The organism is Planobispora longispora (genome assembly GCF_016863135.1).
Taxonomy (GTDB): domain Bacteria; phylum Actinomycetota; class Actinomycetes; order Streptosporangiales; family Streptosporangiaceae; genus Planobispora; species Planobispora longispora.
In genome coordinates this window covers 76,554-89,757 of record NZ_BOOH01000052.1, presented here as the reverse complement: position 1 = coordinate 89,757, position 13,204 = coordinate 76,554, and the positions used below count along the sequence as shown (strand labels likewise).

The window sequence follows — 13,204 nt, the reverse complement described above, 5'->3', positions numbered from 1 at the left end:
GGAGCGGCTCCGGCGCCTCGACATCCACTCGACATCCGGCAGCCGGGGTGCTGGGATCGGAAATGTCGTACGGCGGTGCCAAGATCGGCCGGTGGGGACGCCGCGATGCCGCAGATGTTTCCGACGTCCCCGATGTCCCCGACGGAAGGAAATGATCGTGGCTCTCGCGGGTGGCACGCTGCCCCCGGACGACGTCGTCGTCGCCGCGCTGCGCACCGGTGACGAAGCGGCGTTCGCGGCATTGCTGGACGCCTGGTCGCGGGGGATGCTGCGGCTGGCCCGCGCGTACGTGTCCACCGACGACTCCGCGCAGGAGGTCGTGCAGGACGCCTGGCTGGCGGTGGTCGAGGGGATCGACGGGTTCGAGGGCCGTTCCTCGCTCAAGACCTGGGTCCACCGGATTCTGATCAACACGGCCAAGAAACGCGGTGTCCGTGAGAACCGGGCGATCCCGTGGAGCAGCGCCTTCGAGCGGCGGGGTGAGCCGTCGGACGGCTCCTCCCGCCCCTCCCGCTCCCCCGGCGAGGACGGCGTCCCGCCCGGCCCCTGGAAGGACTTCTCCGCGCTCTGGCCGACGCCGGAGGACGAGGCGCTCGCCTCGGAGGTGCGAGGCCAGATCGCCACGGCCCTCGCCGGCCTGCCCGACAGGCAGCGAATCGTGATCACACTGCGCGACGTCGAAGGGTGCACCTCGGAGGAGGTCTGCGAGATCCTGGACATCTCCGCGGCCAACCAGCGGGTCCTGCTGCACCGCGCCCGGGCGTGGGTGCGAGGGCGGATCGAGGTTTACTTCGAGACGGTTGGGCGGCCCGCGTAGTGAAACGGTTTACCCACAACAGAGATAAGGCGGTCAACGCCGTGAAGCGGTTCAGGTGCGCTGAGGTCGTGGAACTCGTCACGGCCTACCTTGAGGACGCCCTCGACGAGCCGGCGCGGCTGGGGATGGAGCAGCACCTCGCCTGCTGCCGCGAGTGCGACCGGCGCCTCGACCAGTTCCGTGCCGTCATCGGCGTCCTCGGCGCCCTGCCGTCCGAGGACGGCCTCCGCGGCGACGTGCGCGACCGCCTGATGTCCGCCTTCCGCGACCGGCGCCACCGCCGGCCCTGACTCCTCTCCCTCCCCTGCGCCGGGACTGATTTCCGGCGATCCCTGTAACGTTCGCGCGCCTCGCGGGTCTGTAGATCCGTGCGCGTCGGGCGGAAGGGGAGACGATGACCGGTCTGGCGATCGAGGAGACGCCGATCCGGGACCGCGCGGGGGTGGAAGGCTACGCGCGGGACTGCTTCGGCTCCGCCGGAGATCGGGCGGGCGCCGGAGACCTGGTGGGGGTGGAGCTGGAGTTCCTGGTCTTCGACCGTACGGACGTCACCCGCCACGTCCGGCTGGCGAGGGTCGAGGAGGCCCTCCCCCGCCTGCCGGGCGGGAGCCGGGTGACGTTCGAGCCGGGCGGCCAGCTGGAGCTGTCCGGTCCGGCGGGGCCGCTCGCGGAGGCGGTCGCCGGGCTGGAGGCCGATGTCGCCGCCGTGCGCGGGGCCCTGCGGGAGGCGGGGCTGGTGCTGGCCGGGGTGGGTCTCGATCCGGTACGGCCGCCGCGGCGGCAGCTGCGCCTGCCCCGCTACGACGCGATGGCGGAGTTCCTGGACGCGCCGTACGGGGCGCTGATGATGTGCTCCACGGCCTCCGTCCAGATCAACCTGGACCTGGGCGGCGAGCCCGCCGCCCGGTGGGAGCGCGCGCACCTGCTGGGGCCGGTGCTCAGCGCGGCCTTCGCCAACTCGCCGCTGCGGGAGGGCCGGCCCACCGGCTGGATGTCGGGCCGCCAGGCGGTCTGGGAGAACCTGGACCGCACGCGGACGGCCCCGGTGCCCGCGACCGGCGACCCGGTCGCGGACTGGGCGGAGTATCTCCTCGACGCCCGGCTCATGCTCGTGCGCGAGGGCGGCGGGGATCCCGGGAGCGAGCCGCGGTGCCGTCCGGTCCGCGACGGCTCGACCCTCCGCGACTGGCTCGGCGGGGGTGAGCGCCCGCCGACCCTGGCCGATCTGGCCTACCACGCCACGACGGTCTTCCCCCCGGTACGGCCCCGCGGATGGCTGGAGATCCGCTATCTCGACGCCCAGCGCCCGGAGCACTGGCCGGTGTGCGCGGCCGTGGCCCACGCCCTGGTGACGGACGGCCGGGCGGCCGACGCGGCGCTGGCCGCCTGCGAGCCGCACCGGGGCCTGTGGTCGCGCGCGGCCCGGTGCGGTCTGCGCGACCCGCTGATGCGGCGGGCCGCCGAGGTCTGCTTCCGGGCCGCGATCGAGGCGCTCCCTCGCCTGGGGGCGCCCGCGGGCCTGGTCGGCGAGGTGGCCGCCTTCGCCGACCGCTACGTGACGTCCGGCCGCTCCCCGGCCGACGACCTGATGGATCTGGTGAGCCTGCCGGGACGGTCCCTGCCGGACTGGCTGATCGAGGAGGCGCGGGCATGAACAACGCCGGAGTGTGGGGCGTCGACGAGCGGGACATCGACGAGCACGAGGTCAAGGAGCTGATCGCCGCCGAGTTGACCGCCGTGCGGAGCCGGTCGCTGACCTACACCGACGCCGACGACGACCTGCTGGTGCGCCAGCACTCCGCGCTGATGTCCCCGCTGGTGTGGGACCTGGCGCACGTCGGCAACTACGAGGAACTGTGGGTGCTGCGCGAGGCGGGCGGCATCACGCCGCTCCGTCCCGAGATCGACGACCTCTACGACGCCTTCAAGCATCCGCGCAGGGACCGTCCCTCCCTGCCCATCCTGGGACCGGAGGAGGCGCGCCGTTACATCTCCGGCGTGCGCGGCCGGGTGCTGGACGTGCTGGACGAGATCGATCTGAACGATCCCGACCCGCTGCGCCGCAACGGCTTCGTCTTCGGGCTGGTGATCCAGCACGAGCACCAGCACGACGAGACGATGCTCGCCACGCTGCAGCTGTCCGGGCGGCCGGGCCTGGTCATCGAGGGTGATCTGCCGCCCGGCCGGGCCGGCGCCGCGAGCGGCGCCGAGGAGGTGTTCGTCCCCGGCGGCCCCTTCGTGATGGGCACCGACCTGCTGCCGTGGGCCTACGACAACGAGCGCCCGGCCCACCGGGTCGATCTGCCCGCCTACTGGATCGACAGGTTCCCGGTGAGCAACGGCGCCTACCTCGCCTTCATCGAGGACGGCGGCTACGACGACCCGCGCTGGTGGTCCGCGGAGGGCCTGCGGTGGCGGCACAAGAGCGGCGCCTCCGCGCCGCTGTTCTGGACGAAGGACGGCGGCGCCTGGTGGCGCACCCGCTTCGGCCGCCGGGAGCCGGTGCCCGCGGACGAGCCGGTCCAGCACGTGTGCTGGTACGAGGCCGACGCCTACGCCCGCTGGGCGGGCAGGCGGCTGCCCACCGAGGCCGAGTGGGAGAAGGCCTGCGGCTGGGACCCCGTGGCGGACCGGGCACGCAAGTATCCCTGGGGGGACGGGGACCCCGGCCCCGGCCGGGCCAATCTCGGCCACCGCGCGGCCCGCCCGGCGCCGCTGGGCGCCTTCCCCGACGGGGCCAGCGCGTACGGCGCCGAGCAGATGATCGGCGAGGTGTGGGAGTGGACCTCCTCGCACTTCCTGCCCTATCCCGGCTTCCGCAGCTTCCCCTATCCCGAGTACAGCGAGGTCTTCTTCGGGAGCGACTACCGGGTGCTGCGCGGCGGGTCCTGGGCGGCCGACCCGGCGGCGGTCCGCACGACCTTCCGCAACTGGGACTACCCGATCCGGCGGCAGATCTTCTCCGGCTTCCGCTGCGCCCGTTCGGCCTCCCCGGAGGAGGTCTGATGTGCCGCCACGCAGCCTGGCTGGGCGCCCCGCGCACCCTCACCTCCCTGATCCACGAGCCGGACAACGGGCTGCTCAAGCAGTCCTACGCGCCCCGCCTGCAGCGGTACGGCACGGTCAACGCCGACGGCTACGGCATGGGCTGGTACGACCCCGCCCATCCCGAGCCGGTCCGCTACCGCCGCGCGGTCCCCATCTGGACCGACGCGAACCTGCCCGCCCTGGCGCGGATCGCCCGCTCGCACTGCCTGCTGGCCGCGGTGCGGTCGGCCACCGTCGGCATGCCGGTCGAGGAGACGGCCACCGCGCCCTTCGCCGACGGGCGGTGGCTGCTCAGCCACAACGGCCGCGTCGCCCGGGACGCGGTCAGCGACCTCGTCGGCGACCCGACCGGCGCCCCGGAGAACGCCGGTGACCCGGAGGACGCCGGCGGATCGAAGCACGTCGGCGACCCGGAGAGCTCCTGCGACTCCGCCTGGCTGGCCGCCGCGGTGTTCCCGCGGCGGCGGGCCGGGCTTCCGCTCGGCGAGGCCCTCGCCGAGGTCGTCTCCCACGCCGGGGCCAAGGACCCCGGCGCCCGGCTCAACCTGCTCGCCTGCGACGGCGCCTCGCTCGCCGCGACCGCCTGGGGCGACACCCTCTTCGTCCACCACGACGACCGTCCCTGCGGGGGCGTGCTCGTGGCGAGCGAGCCGCTGGACGAGCGGCCCGGCTGGCGGGCCGTACCGGACCGGAGCCTGCTGCTGGCCTCGCCCGGCGGCGTGCACGTCCAGCCGCTCTGACACGCCCGCGGCCCGGCCCGCCGGGACCCGGCCCGACCCGTCTCCCAGCCCGACCCACCGACCCTGGAGGCCCCGTGCCCGTCAGCCAGTCAGCCGTCCACGTGATCAACCATCTCGACCGCGACTACCTGCGCCAGGCCCTCGAACACGACGTCCGCGCCGGGCTGACGGCCATGCCCAAGCAGCTCCCGCCGAAGTGGTTCTACGACGCGACGGGCAGCGAACTGTTCACGCAGATCACCCGCCTGCCCGAGTACTACCCGACCCGCCGGGAGCTGGCCATCCTGCGCGAGCGGGCCGCCGACATCGCGGCGGCCTGCGGCGCGGACACCCTCGTCGAGCTCGGCTCGGGGACCAGCGAGAAGACCGTCCTGCTGCTCGACGCCCTCACCGAGGCCGGGACGCTGCGCGCCTACACGCCGGTGGACGTCGACGCGCTCACCCTCACCGAGGCGGCGCGGCGGATCACAGCCCGCTCCCCCGGGCTCACCGTGCGGGCGGTCTGCGCCGACTTCGAGCACCACCTGGGGCTGCTGCCGCGGGCGGGCCGGCGGATGGTGGCCTTCCTCGGCGGCACCGTCGGCAACCTCGACCCGGCCGCGCGCGCGATCTTCCTGAAGGACCTGCGCGCCACCCTCCGCCCCGGCGACACCTTCCTTCTCGGAGCCGACCTGGTCAAGGACACCGCCCGGCTGGTCGCGGCCTACGACGACGCGGCCGGGGTGACGGCCGCGTTCAACCGCAACGTCCTGCACGTGATCAACCGGGAGCTGGAGGCCGACTTCGCCCCGGACGCCTTCGAGCACGTGGCGCTGTACGACGAGCGGAACGACTGGATCGAGATGCGGCTGCGCGCGACCCGGGACCTGCGGGTCCGGGTCGGCGGCCTGGGCCTGTCGGTGTCGTTCGCCGCCGGGGAGGAGATGCGCACGGAGATCAGCGCCAAGTTCCGCCTGGAGGGGCTCCGGGACGAGCTCGCCGCGGCCGGGTTCGCGACGCTGCGCCAGTACACCGACCCCACCGGCGACTTCAGCCTCACCCTGGCCGGTGTATGACCACCGGAACCCACGGAGCCCGGCCGGTGCACGCGGCGATCGCCGGGGCCTGGCGGGCGGCGCGGCCCGGCGCGCCGCCCGGCCACCTCGACGCAGCCGGGTGCAACGTCCCCAGTGACCAGGTGCTCGGCGCCGTCGTCGCGCACCTGCGGCGGGAGTGCGAGGTGGGCGGATACCGCGCGGTCGCGGACCTGACCGCGTCCCGGTCCGCGCTGGCCGCCCTGGTCGGCGCGGGCGCGCGGGACGTCGCCTTCCTGGAGAGCGGGACGGCGGCGATGGCGGCGCTGCTGGGCGGGTGGCGGCTCCCTCCGGGCAGCCGGGTCGGGTTCACCCGCACCGAGTACGGCAGCACGCTCATGCTCCTGCGCCGCCTGGCCCGGGATCGCGGCTGGCGGCTGGTCGAGGTCCCGGTGGACGACGACTCCCGCGTCGACCCGGGCGGGCTGAGATCCGTACTGGCCGGCGGGCTGGACCTGCTGACCGTCCCGCACATCGCCTCGCACCGGGGCGTCGTCCAGCCCGCGCGGGCGATCGGGCGGCTGTGCCGCGAGGCCGGAGTGCCGCTGGTCCTGGACGTGTGCCAGTCCCTCGGGCATGTGGACACCGGCGGCGTCGGCGCCGCCGCCTACGTCGGGACGTCCCGCAAGTGGCTCGCCGGGCCGCGCGGGGCCGGCTTCCTGATCGTCCCCGGTCTCGCCGGGGACGATCAGGAGTCCGGCGGAGCCCGGGACGGCCGCGGGGACGGCGGGGACGGGCGTGACCGGGAGCCCGGCGGGACCGGACGCCGCTGGGAGATGGACGCCGCGGCGCCCGCGCTCGGCGGTCACGTCTGGGCACGCGGGGAACCCTCGCCCCTGCCGGGCGCGGCCCGTTACGAGACCGCCGAGGGATCGATGGCCGCACGGTCGGGCCTCGGCGTCGCCGTACGGGAGCACCACGCGCTCGGCCCCGCCGCGCTCCACGCCTGCCTGGCGGAGCTGGGCGTCACGGCGCGCCGTCTCCTCGACGGGGCCGGCGGCTGGCGCGCGGCCGAGCCGCTCGACGAGCCCTCCGCCGTCGTCACGCTCAGGCCCCCGCCGGGCATGGATCCCGTGGCGGCCGTCGCGGACGCCGCCTCCCGGGCCGCGGAGGCGTCCCTGCTCGTGGGCACCGTGCCGGTCGGCAGAGCGCCGCTGGACATGCAGATCCCCGTGCTCCGCGTCTCCCCCTCCCCCGGAACGCCCGCGGAGACCCTGAACGCCCTGGCGCGCCTCCTCGACGCCTCTCATCGTTAACATTTTTCAATCGGACCTTGGTTCATGAAATTTCTTGACATACAACCGGGATGGTGCAGCCTCCCCGGTGTGCCGCTCGCAGCTCTGTGGGACCGGGTGACCGGGAGGTAAGGCATACGCGCGGACATGAAGCCGCCCGAGTGGCCCGCGCCGGGCACCGCCGGGATCGAGTTGTCCGGCACCCGCACAGCCGCCGCGCGATCACCGGTCGAGGTGAGCCGGGCGGGTGCGGGCTCACCTTCCGCCGTCCGGGTGACCACGCCGGCCCACGACACCTCCGGTCTGGACGCCGCCACCTCCTCGGCCAACAACCAGGCGGGCTGGGCGGGCGTCGGCTGGCGCTGGAGCGGGAGCCGCACCTCCTACAACGCCGACGGCCTGGTCAGCAGGGCCAACGACTACGGCGACACCGCGGTGTCCACCGACAACACCTGCGACACCACGACCCACGCCCGCGACCCGGTCACCTGGATGCTCGGCTTCCCGGCGGCCCGTGAGACACCAGCTGCCCGCTGGTCGGGGTCATCGGGACCCGTGACGACACCCTGACGCTCCTGGGGGTGCCCGGCGACGAGGTGCTCGACATCGGCGGGTGGATCATTGACAAGAACGACAAGTGGATCAAGAGCATCATCAAACGGAGAATGGCGGTCTATGTCGCCTCGCCTTTGACCTTCGATGTGGGACCGCAAGAACAAACGTGAACGAGTGCTGGCGCGGGAGTACCGGATGCTGATCAAGGCTGGGTACGTCGGGGACCCGACCTTCCAGTTCCTCATCCCCGGGCCCGAACCCAGGAAGAAGAGGCCATGAGCGGACTGGAAGCCCTGTCGGACGAACGCACCGGGAACTACGCCGACCGGGAGCTGCCGCACGCGATCGACGATCGCATCGGCGCGTTGCTCGACGGATTCACCTGGGCGGATCTGGGTCCCCTGCCTGAGCGGCTGCCCGCTCACGCCGACTCGGTGCTGAGTTGTTACGGCGAGCGGGCCGCCACGCTGGCGGTCCGGCTCGGGTCGGCGCAGCCGCTGGCCCGCGGCATCCGCGCGGTGCTGCTGGGGGTGGTCGCCGCACGCGACTTCCGTGACGTGCTGCCCTCGCTGGCCGTCCTGCACCGGGCGGCCGAGCTGGTCGGGCTGGACGCCGACGCGTACCTGCGGGAGACGGCGAGCGGGCTGGACCCCCGCCTGCGCGAGGTGGCACAGGAGTTCGCCGGCCGGGCGGCTCCGGACAAGACGCTGCGGGCGATGGGCTACCGGGAGAGCGGAAGCGGAGCCGAGTTCACCTTCGAGCGCACCTGGTGATCATTCCTCCCCGGGCGCGGGCCGGAACGGGCCTACCCGGCGAGGGCGGGGCTGGCGGATGTTCTCAGCAGGAGTCCGGCCTGCTCCCACAGGTCGTCCAGGATCTCCGGGTCGTTGCTCAGTTTCGCGAACAGCACCAGCCCTTCCAGCTGCGCCACCAGTGAGCGGGCCGTGCCCGGCCGCGGCGCCGGGATGGCGCCCTCGCCCGCCGCGTCGTCGAGGGCCGCCTGGACCAGGCCGATCTGCTCGGCGAAGATCTCCTCCAGGCGCTCCTGGACCCGGCTGTCCTGCTGGCTCAGTTCGAGCGCCAGGTTGGCCAGGAGGCAGCCGTGCACCGCCCCGCCGGACAGCTTGGCCCGGCGCTGCCCCTCCGCCTGCTCACGGAAGAGCCGTTCCAGCCGGTCGAGAGCGGGCTCCGGCCCGTTCAGGATGGCGGTCCAGGCCGCCCGCTGCGCCTGCCAGTGGGCGTCGACGACCGCGATCGTCAGGGCCTGCTTGGACTCGAAGAAGTGATAGAAGCTGCCCTTGCGCACATCGGCGCGCGCGCAGATCTCGGCCACGCCGATGCTGCCGTACCCGCGGCTCAGCATGAGCTCGCAGGCGGCCTCAAGGAGTCGTTCGCGGGCGGTGCTCGATCGTCCCATGTCCGAAGTATACGGTCGGTCAACTATGATTGGACATAGTTGACCGGTCGTCTATAAGCTCGACTCGCACCTGCGAACCAGAAAGGGCACCGATGCCTGACTTGATCACTGTCGCCGTCGCCTACCACAGCGGTTACGGCCACACCGCGCGCCAGGCGCGGGCCGCCGCCGACGGCGCGCGTTCCGTCCCCGGCGTGCTGGCGGAGCTGCACGATGTGACCTCCCTGACCGACGAGCTGTGGGAGTCCCTGGGCAGGGCCGAGGCCATCATCTTCGGCTCCCCGACCTACATGGGCAGCCAGTCGGCCGCCTTCCAGACGTTCGCCGAGGCCAGCGCCAAGGTCTGGGCGGACATGGGCTGGCGCGACAAGGTCGCCGCCGGTTTCACGAACTCGGCCGGGGTGAACGGCGACAAGCTCAACACACTCACCTCCATGGCGCTCCTCGCCGCCCAGCACGGCATGACCTGGGTGACCCTGGGCCTGCCGCCGGGCTGGCTGTACAGCGCCCAGGGCCGCGACGACGATCTCAACCGCCTCGGCGGCTTCCTCGGCGCGATGGCCCAGTCGCCCTCCGACGCGGGCCCCGACACCGCCCCCTCCCCCGCCGACCTGCGTACGGCCGAACATCTGGGCCGCCGGGTCGCCCAGACCGCACTCCGGCTCGCCTCCGGTCGTCGCGCCCTCGACGGGGCCCTCGATGGGGCGGCCGTCTGATGGGCGCGCGCATCCCCGCGTGGTCCAGCGGCAGACTGGAGCGGCTGCTCGGCCTGGACCACCCGATCGTGCAGGGCCCCTTCGGCGGCGGCCTGTCGTCCGTCGCACTGGCCGCGGCCGTTTCCGAGGCGGGCGGCCTGGGCTCGTACGGCGGCCACATCCTCACCCCCGACGAGCTCACCGCCCTGGTCGCCGAGCTCAAGGCGGCGACCGGCCGGCCGTTCGCGGTCAACCTCTGGGTCCCCCAGCCCGGCGAGGCGGAGCTGCGGGCGACACCGGCCGACGTCGAGCGGCTCCGGCCGTACTTCGACGAGCTCGGCCTCCCGGCGCCCGAGCCCGGCCGACCGGCCGTGCCGGACTTCGACGACCAGGTGGACGCGCTGCTCGCGGCCGATCCCCCGGTGGTCAGCTTCGTCATGGGCGTCCCGCCCGCACGGGTGCTCACCGAGGCCCGCCGCAGGGGCGTCCTGACGATCGGCACCGCGACGACCGTGGACGAGGCGGTCGCCCTGGAGCAGGCGGGGCTGGACGCGGTCGTCGCCTCCGGCAGCGACGCGGGCGGGCACCGGGGCGCCTTCCTGCGACCCGTGGGCGAGTCGCTGGTCGGCACCTTCTCCCTCGTCCCGCAGGTCGCCGACGCCGTCTCCGTCCCCGTCATCGCCGCCGGCGGGATCGCCGACGGGCGCGGCGTCGCCGCGGCGATCACACTCGGCGCGCACGGCGTGCAGATCGGCACCGGCTTCCTGGCCACCGGGGAGTCGGGGGCCAGCGCGCTGCACAAGGCCGCCCTGCACTCCCCCGAGGCCCGGGTCACCGTGCTCACCAGGCTGTTCTCCGGGCGGCTGGCCAGGGCGATCCCCAACCGGTTCGTCCGGGAGATGGCGGACTTCGAGGCGGAGGTGCCGCCCTACCCGGTGCAGAACGCGCTGATGCTGGGCCTGCGCCGGGAGGCGGCCCGGCGCGGCCTGCCCGGCCTGGTGAACCTGTGGGCGGGCCAGGCGGCGGCGCTGACCGTGGCGGCCGGGGCCCGCGACTACGTCGGGAGGCTGCTGGCCGAGACAGGAAAGATCATGAGCGGCGGCCGGTGACGCGCCCTGGAATATCGCGAGATCACAGGAATTTGCCAGAGAACTCCGGTTCCCTTCCCTCGATGAGTCACCGAGGGAAGGGAGTCGGGGCATGCGGGTGATCCGTACCGGTGCGGCGGCGGCGCTGGCCGTACTGGCCATGACGTGCGCGGCGGGGAGCGTCGCCACGGCGGGAACGGCGGGAACGGGCGGGAGCGGCGCCGGGGCGGGAACGGGTGAGACCACTGTGCACACGGTCGATGTCGGCGGTCTCGAACGCTCCTACCGGCTCTACCGGCCCGCCTCTCTCCCGGAGAAGGCGCCGCTGGTGGTGATGATGCACGGCGGTCTCGGCTCGGCGCGGCAGGCGGAGCGGTCGTACGGCTGGAACGCCGAGGCCGACCGGCGGGGCTTCGCCGTCGCCTACCCCGACGGATACGGCAGGGCGTGGAACGTCGGCGACGGCTGCTGCGGCCGGCCGGGCCGGGAGCGGGTGGACGACGTGGCCTTCATCGGCCGGATGGTCACGGAGATCCGCCGCGAGCTGAGCGTCGACCCCGCGCGGGTGTACGCCACGGGGATCTCCAACGGCGGCATGATGGCCTACCGGCTGGCCTGCGACAGCACGGTCTTCGCGGCGATCGGGCCGGTGGCCGCGACCCGGCTCGGCGGCTGCCCCGCGCCGAAGCCCCTGTCGGTGATCCACGTACACGGCCTGGCCGACCGGATGGTGCGCTTCGACGGCGCCCCGGGCACCGGGATCGCCCGGATCGACGGCCCACCCGTGCGCGCGGTCCTCGCCGGCTGGCGGGCGACCGACCGCTGCGGCCGCCCCGCCGTCTCCCGGTCGGGAGCGGTCACCGCCGAACGCGCCCGGTGCCGGCACGGCCGCGCCGTCGAGCTGATCACCATCGAGGGGGCGGGTCACCAGTGGCCCGGCGGCGAGGTCGTGCGCGAGCGGGCCGATCCCCCGTACCCGGGCCTCGACGCCACCGCCGTCATCTGGCGTTTCTTCGCCGCGCACCCCGAGCGCTGATCCACGCGCCTCCCCGGGGCGGCTATGCGCGTGGGCGGAGGGTCAACCGGGCCATCCCGCCCGGGTACCGGTGCGTCTCGACCAGGTCCAGTGCGGTGCGCGGCTGGCCGTCGGGGAACAGCTTGCGGCCGGAACCGGCGACGACCGGGTTGAGCAGCAGCCGGATCTCGTCGATCTGGCCTGCGGCGAGCAGGTGGCGCATGAGGGTGGCGCTGCCGTACATGAGCAGGTCGCCGTCACCGGCCCGCTTGAGGGCGGCGACCTGGTCGACGACGTCGCCGTCGGCGCCGTCGAGGATCTCGGTGCCGTCCCAGGTCGGCTCGCGTAACGTGGTCGAGGCGACGTACTTGGGCATCGTGTTCATCTTGTCGGCGAATCCCATCGGGTCCTCGCGGGACGGCCAAGCCTCGGCGAAGCCGTCGTAGGTCCTACGGCCCAGCAGCAGAGCCTCCGCCCCGAGCAGCAACTCGAGTGCGTCCTTCATGTTCTCCTCGTCGTGGAAGTCGAACGACCAGGTCTCCGGGGCCTCCATCACACCGTCGAGGGTGACGAAGGTCGAAACGATCACGCGTCGCATCGTGGAAAATCCCTTAGCTCTCGGGCATCTATGGAATGACTGTGTCGCACGGCCACTGTGTCCGCCGCACACTGTGTACGATAGGCACAGTCCTGTCCGAGCCGCAAGAAGGGATCAACGATGAGCCCCGCACCCGCCGACGATGACGACGAAGAGAGCATCCTGACGCTTCTGTGGTCCCCGCCGCCGTCGCCACGCTTCGGACCGCAGCCCTCACTGACCCGCACCGCCCTGGCCGCGGCCGCGGTGCACGTCGCGGACGCCGAAGGTCTGCACGCCGTGTCGATGCAGCGGGTCGCCACCATCCTCGGGGTCACGAAGAACGCGCTCTACCGCTACGTGCGCAGCAAGGCCGAACTCGTCGCGCTGACCGTCGAACACGCCGTCGAAGACCCGCCGGACCTGTCCCACATCCCCGGCTGGCGCCTCCGCGTCGAACGGTGGGCCGACGACCTGCACGCCGTCTGGCAACGCCACCCCTGGCTGCCGGCGGCCACGATCGGCGAGCGGTCCATGGGTCCGCGCGAGGTCGGCTGGATCGAGGCCGCGCTGGCCGCCCTCGGCCCGAGCGGACTGCCGATCGCCCAACGCCCGGATGTCGTGCTGGCCATGTTCGCCCTCGTGCGCTCCGTCGCCGTCACCGGTACGGGCACCCAGCCCTGGACGCTTCCCGGCGACACCGGGCAACGCCTGCTCGCCCGGCTGCAGGAACATCCCGAACGGTACCCGGCGCTCCTCCACGCCAGCGCCACGTTCACCGATGACCAGGACGACCGCCCGCACGCCGCCCCGGCGGCAGGCGCGCACCATGCGACCAGGCCGACGACGGCGGCGAGCAGCGGCTGGCGGATCGGCCTGCGTCTGCTGCTCGACGGCCTCGAAGCAAACGCAGCGCCACGGGACTGAAAGCCGGGGCGGTTTCC

16 protein-coding genes are annotated in these 13,204 nt (G+C 73.5%); 14 read left to right on the top strand and 2 right to left on the bottom strand.

The genetic code is table 11. From position 1 onward, the window contains the following. Nucleotides 1-151: 151 nt before the first annotated feature. The 10 genes from Plo01_RS31225 (at nucleotide 152) to Plo01_RS31180 (ending at nucleotide 8,241) form a co-directional block, all read left to right on the top strand. A complete protein-coding gene (locus Plo01_RS31225) occupies nucleotides 152-817 on the top strand; it encodes an RNA polymerase sigma factor (protein ID WP_203894321.1) in 666 nt (221 codons plus the stop codon). A gap of 68 nt (nucleotides 818-885) precedes the next feature. Then, complete coding sequence (locus tag Plo01_RS31220) at nucleotides 886-1,107, top strand: anti-sigma factor family protein (protein WP_239317425.1); 222 nt, start codon at nucleotides 886-888, stop codon at nucleotides 1,105-1,107. A 104-nt stretch (nucleotides 1,108-1,211) separates the two neighbouring features. After that, nucleotides 1,212-2,471 (top strand): ergothioneine biosynthesis glutamate--cysteine ligase EgtA, encoded by a 1,260-nt coding sequence (gene egtA, locus Plo01_RS31215; protein ID WP_203894319.1) that lies wholly within the window; start codon nucleotides 1,212-1,214, stop codon nucleotides 2,469-2,471. Beyond that, nucleotides 2,468-3,823 carry an ergothioneine biosynthesis protein EgtB gene (gene egtB / locus Plo01_RS31210; RefSeq protein ID WP_203894318.1) on the top strand — a complete coding sequence of 452 codons (1,356 nt, stop codon included), beginning with the start codon at nucleotides 2,468-2,470 and terminating at the stop codon, nucleotides 3,821-3,823. The genes egtA and egtB overlap by 4 nt, the downstream gene beginning before the upstream one ends. After that, a complete protein-coding gene (gene egtC / locus Plo01_RS31205; protein ID WP_203894317.1) occupies nucleotides 3,823-4,605 on the top strand; it encodes an ergothioneine biosynthesis protein EgtC in 783 nt (260 codons plus the stop codon). Before egtB ends, egtC begins: the two co-directional genes overlap by 1 nt. A 74-nt stretch (nucleotides 4,606-4,679) precedes the next feature. Beyond that, on the top strand, nucleotides 4,680-5,660 hold the full coding sequence (gene egtD, locus Plo01_RS31200) for an L-histidine N(alpha)-methyltransferase (RefSeq protein WP_203894316.1): 981 nt from the start codon (nucleotides 4,680-4,682) through the stop codon (nucleotides 5,658-5,660). Continuing rightward, on the top strand, nucleotides 5,657-6,934 hold the full coding sequence (gene egtE, locus Plo01_RS31195; RefSeq protein WP_203894315.1) for an ergothioneine biosynthesis PLP-dependent enzyme EgtE: 1,278 nt from the start codon (nucleotides 5,657-5,659) through the stop codon (nucleotides 6,932-6,934). The genes egtD and egtE overlap by 4 nt, the downstream gene beginning before the upstream one ends. A 126-nt stretch (nucleotides 6,935-7,060) precedes the next feature. Further along, nucleotides 7,061-7,483 (top strand): hypothetical protein, encoded by a 423-nt coding sequence (locus tag Plo01_RS31190; RefSeq protein ID WP_203894314.1) that lies wholly within the window; start codon nucleotides 7,061-7,063, stop codon nucleotides 7,481-7,483. An 11-nt stretch (nucleotides 7,484-7,494) separates the two neighbouring features. Continuing rightward, nucleotides 7,495-7,638: a hypothetical protein gene (locus tag Plo01_RS31185; protein ID WP_203894313.1), complete on the top strand. Its 144-nt coding sequence runs from the start codon at nucleotides 7,495-7,497 to the stop codon at nucleotides 7,636-7,638. 105 nt (nucleotides 7,639-7,743) lie between these two features. Beyond that, nucleotides 7,744-8,241 (top strand): hypothetical protein, encoded by a 498-nt coding sequence (locus tag Plo01_RS31180; RefSeq protein WP_203894312.1) that lies wholly within the window; start codon nucleotides 7,744-7,746, stop codon nucleotides 8,239-8,241. A 32-nt stretch (nucleotides 8,242-8,273) separates the two neighbouring features. Here the strand turns inward: Plo01_RS31180 and Plo01_RS31175 are convergent, their stop codons facing one another. Further along, on the bottom strand, nucleotides 8,274-8,885 hold the full coding sequence (locus Plo01_RS31175; RefSeq protein ID WP_203894311.1) for a TetR/AcrR family transcriptional regulator: 612 nt from the start codon (nucleotides 8,883-8,885) through the stop codon (nucleotides 8,274-8,276). Between the two features lie 92 nt (nucleotides 8,886-8,977). On the opposite strand from Plo01_RS31175, the gene Plo01_RS31170 reads away from it, so the two are divergent. From Plo01_RS31170 to Plo01_RS31160, 3 genes are all read left to right on the top strand, one after another. After that, on the top strand, nucleotides 8,978-9,601 hold the full coding sequence (locus tag Plo01_RS31170; RefSeq protein WP_203894310.1) for a flavodoxin family protein: 624 nt from the start codon (nucleotides 8,978-8,980) through the stop codon (nucleotides 9,599-9,601). Continuing rightward, nucleotides 9,601-10,689: an NAD(P)H-dependent flavin oxidoreductase gene (locus Plo01_RS31165; RefSeq protein WP_203894309.1), complete on the top strand. Its 1,089-nt coding sequence runs from the start codon at nucleotides 9,601-9,603 to the stop codon at nucleotides 10,687-10,689. Before Plo01_RS31170 ends, Plo01_RS31165 begins: the two co-directional genes overlap by 1 nt. Nucleotides 10,690-10,780: 91 nt before the next feature. Beyond that, nucleotides 10,781-11,704, top strand: a complete 924-nt coding sequence (locus Plo01_RS31160; RefSeq protein WP_203894308.1) for an extracellular catalytic domain type 1 short-chain-length polyhydroxyalkanoate depolymerase — start codon at nucleotides 10,781-10,783, stop codon at nucleotides 11,702-11,704. A gap of 22 nt (nucleotides 11,705-11,726) precedes the next feature. On the opposite strand, the gene Plo01_RS31155 is transcribed toward Plo01_RS31160, so the two are convergent. Then, on the bottom strand, nucleotides 11,727-12,272 hold the full coding sequence (locus tag Plo01_RS31155; protein WP_203894307.1) for a dihydrofolate reductase family protein: 546 nt from the start codon (nucleotides 12,270-12,272) through the stop codon (nucleotides 11,727-11,729). A 129-nt stretch (nucleotides 12,273-12,401) separates the two neighbouring features. On the opposite strand from Plo01_RS31155, the gene Plo01_RS31150 reads away from it, so the two are divergent. Continuing rightward, the gene (locus Plo01_RS31150) at nucleotides 12,402-13,187 is read left to right on the top strand and encodes a TetR/AcrR family transcriptional regulator (protein WP_203894306.1); all 786 of its coding nucleotides are present in this window, start codon (nucleotides 12,402-12,404) and stop codon (nucleotides 13,185-13,187) included. The last annotated feature ends 17 nt before the right edge of the window (nucleotides 13,188-13,204 follow it).

Excerpts from the sequence above, each read along its gene's own strand:
- egtB (WP_203894318.1), top strand. The coding sequence starts at position 2,468 with ATGAACAACGCCGGAGTGTGGGGCGTCGACGAGCGGGACATCGACGAG.
- Plo01_RS31225 (WP_203894321.1), top strand. The coding sequence starts at position 152 with ATGATCGTGGCTCTCGCGGGTGGCACGCTGCCCCCGGACGACGTCGTC.
- egtC (WP_203894317.1), top strand. The coding sequence starts at position 3,823 with ATGTGCCGCCACGCAGCCTGGCTGGGCGCCCCGCGCACCCTCACCTCC.
- egtE (WP_203894315.1), top strand. The coding sequence starts at position 5,657 with ATGACCACCGGAACCCACGGAGCCCGGCCGGTGCACGCGGCGATCGCC.
- Plo01_RS31190 (WP_203894314.1), top strand. The coding sequence starts at position 7,061 with ATGAAGCCGCCCGAGTGGCCCGCGCCGGGCACCGCCGGGATCGAGTTG.
- Plo01_RS31180 (WP_203894312.1), top strand. The coding sequence starts at position 7,744 with ATGAGCGGACTGGAAGCCCTGTCGGACGAACGCACCGGGAACTACGCC.
- Plo01_RS31175 (WP_203894311.1), bottom strand. The coding sequence starts at position 8,885 with ATGGGACGATCGAGCACCGCCCGCGAACGACTCCTTGAGGCCGCCTGC.
- egtA (WP_203894319.1), top strand. The coding sequence starts at position 1,212 with ATGACCGGTCTGGCGATCGAGGAGACGCCGATCCGGGACCGCGCGGGG.
- Plo01_RS31170 (WP_203894310.1), top strand. The coding sequence starts at position 8,978 with ATGCCTGACTTGATCACTGTCGCCGTCGCCTACCACAGCGGTTACGGC.
- Plo01_RS31150 (WP_203894306.1), top strand. The coding sequence starts at position 12,402 with ATGAGCCCCGCACCCGCCGACGATGACGACGAAGAGAGCATCCTGACG.
- Plo01_RS31165 (WP_203894309.1), top strand. The coding sequence starts at position 9,601 with ATGGGCGCGCGCATCCCCGCGTGGTCCAGCGGCAGACTGGAGCGGCTG.
- Plo01_RS31160 (WP_203894308.1), top strand. The coding sequence starts at position 10,781 with ATGCGGGTGATCCGTACCGGTGCGGCGGCGGCGCTGGCCGTACTGGCC.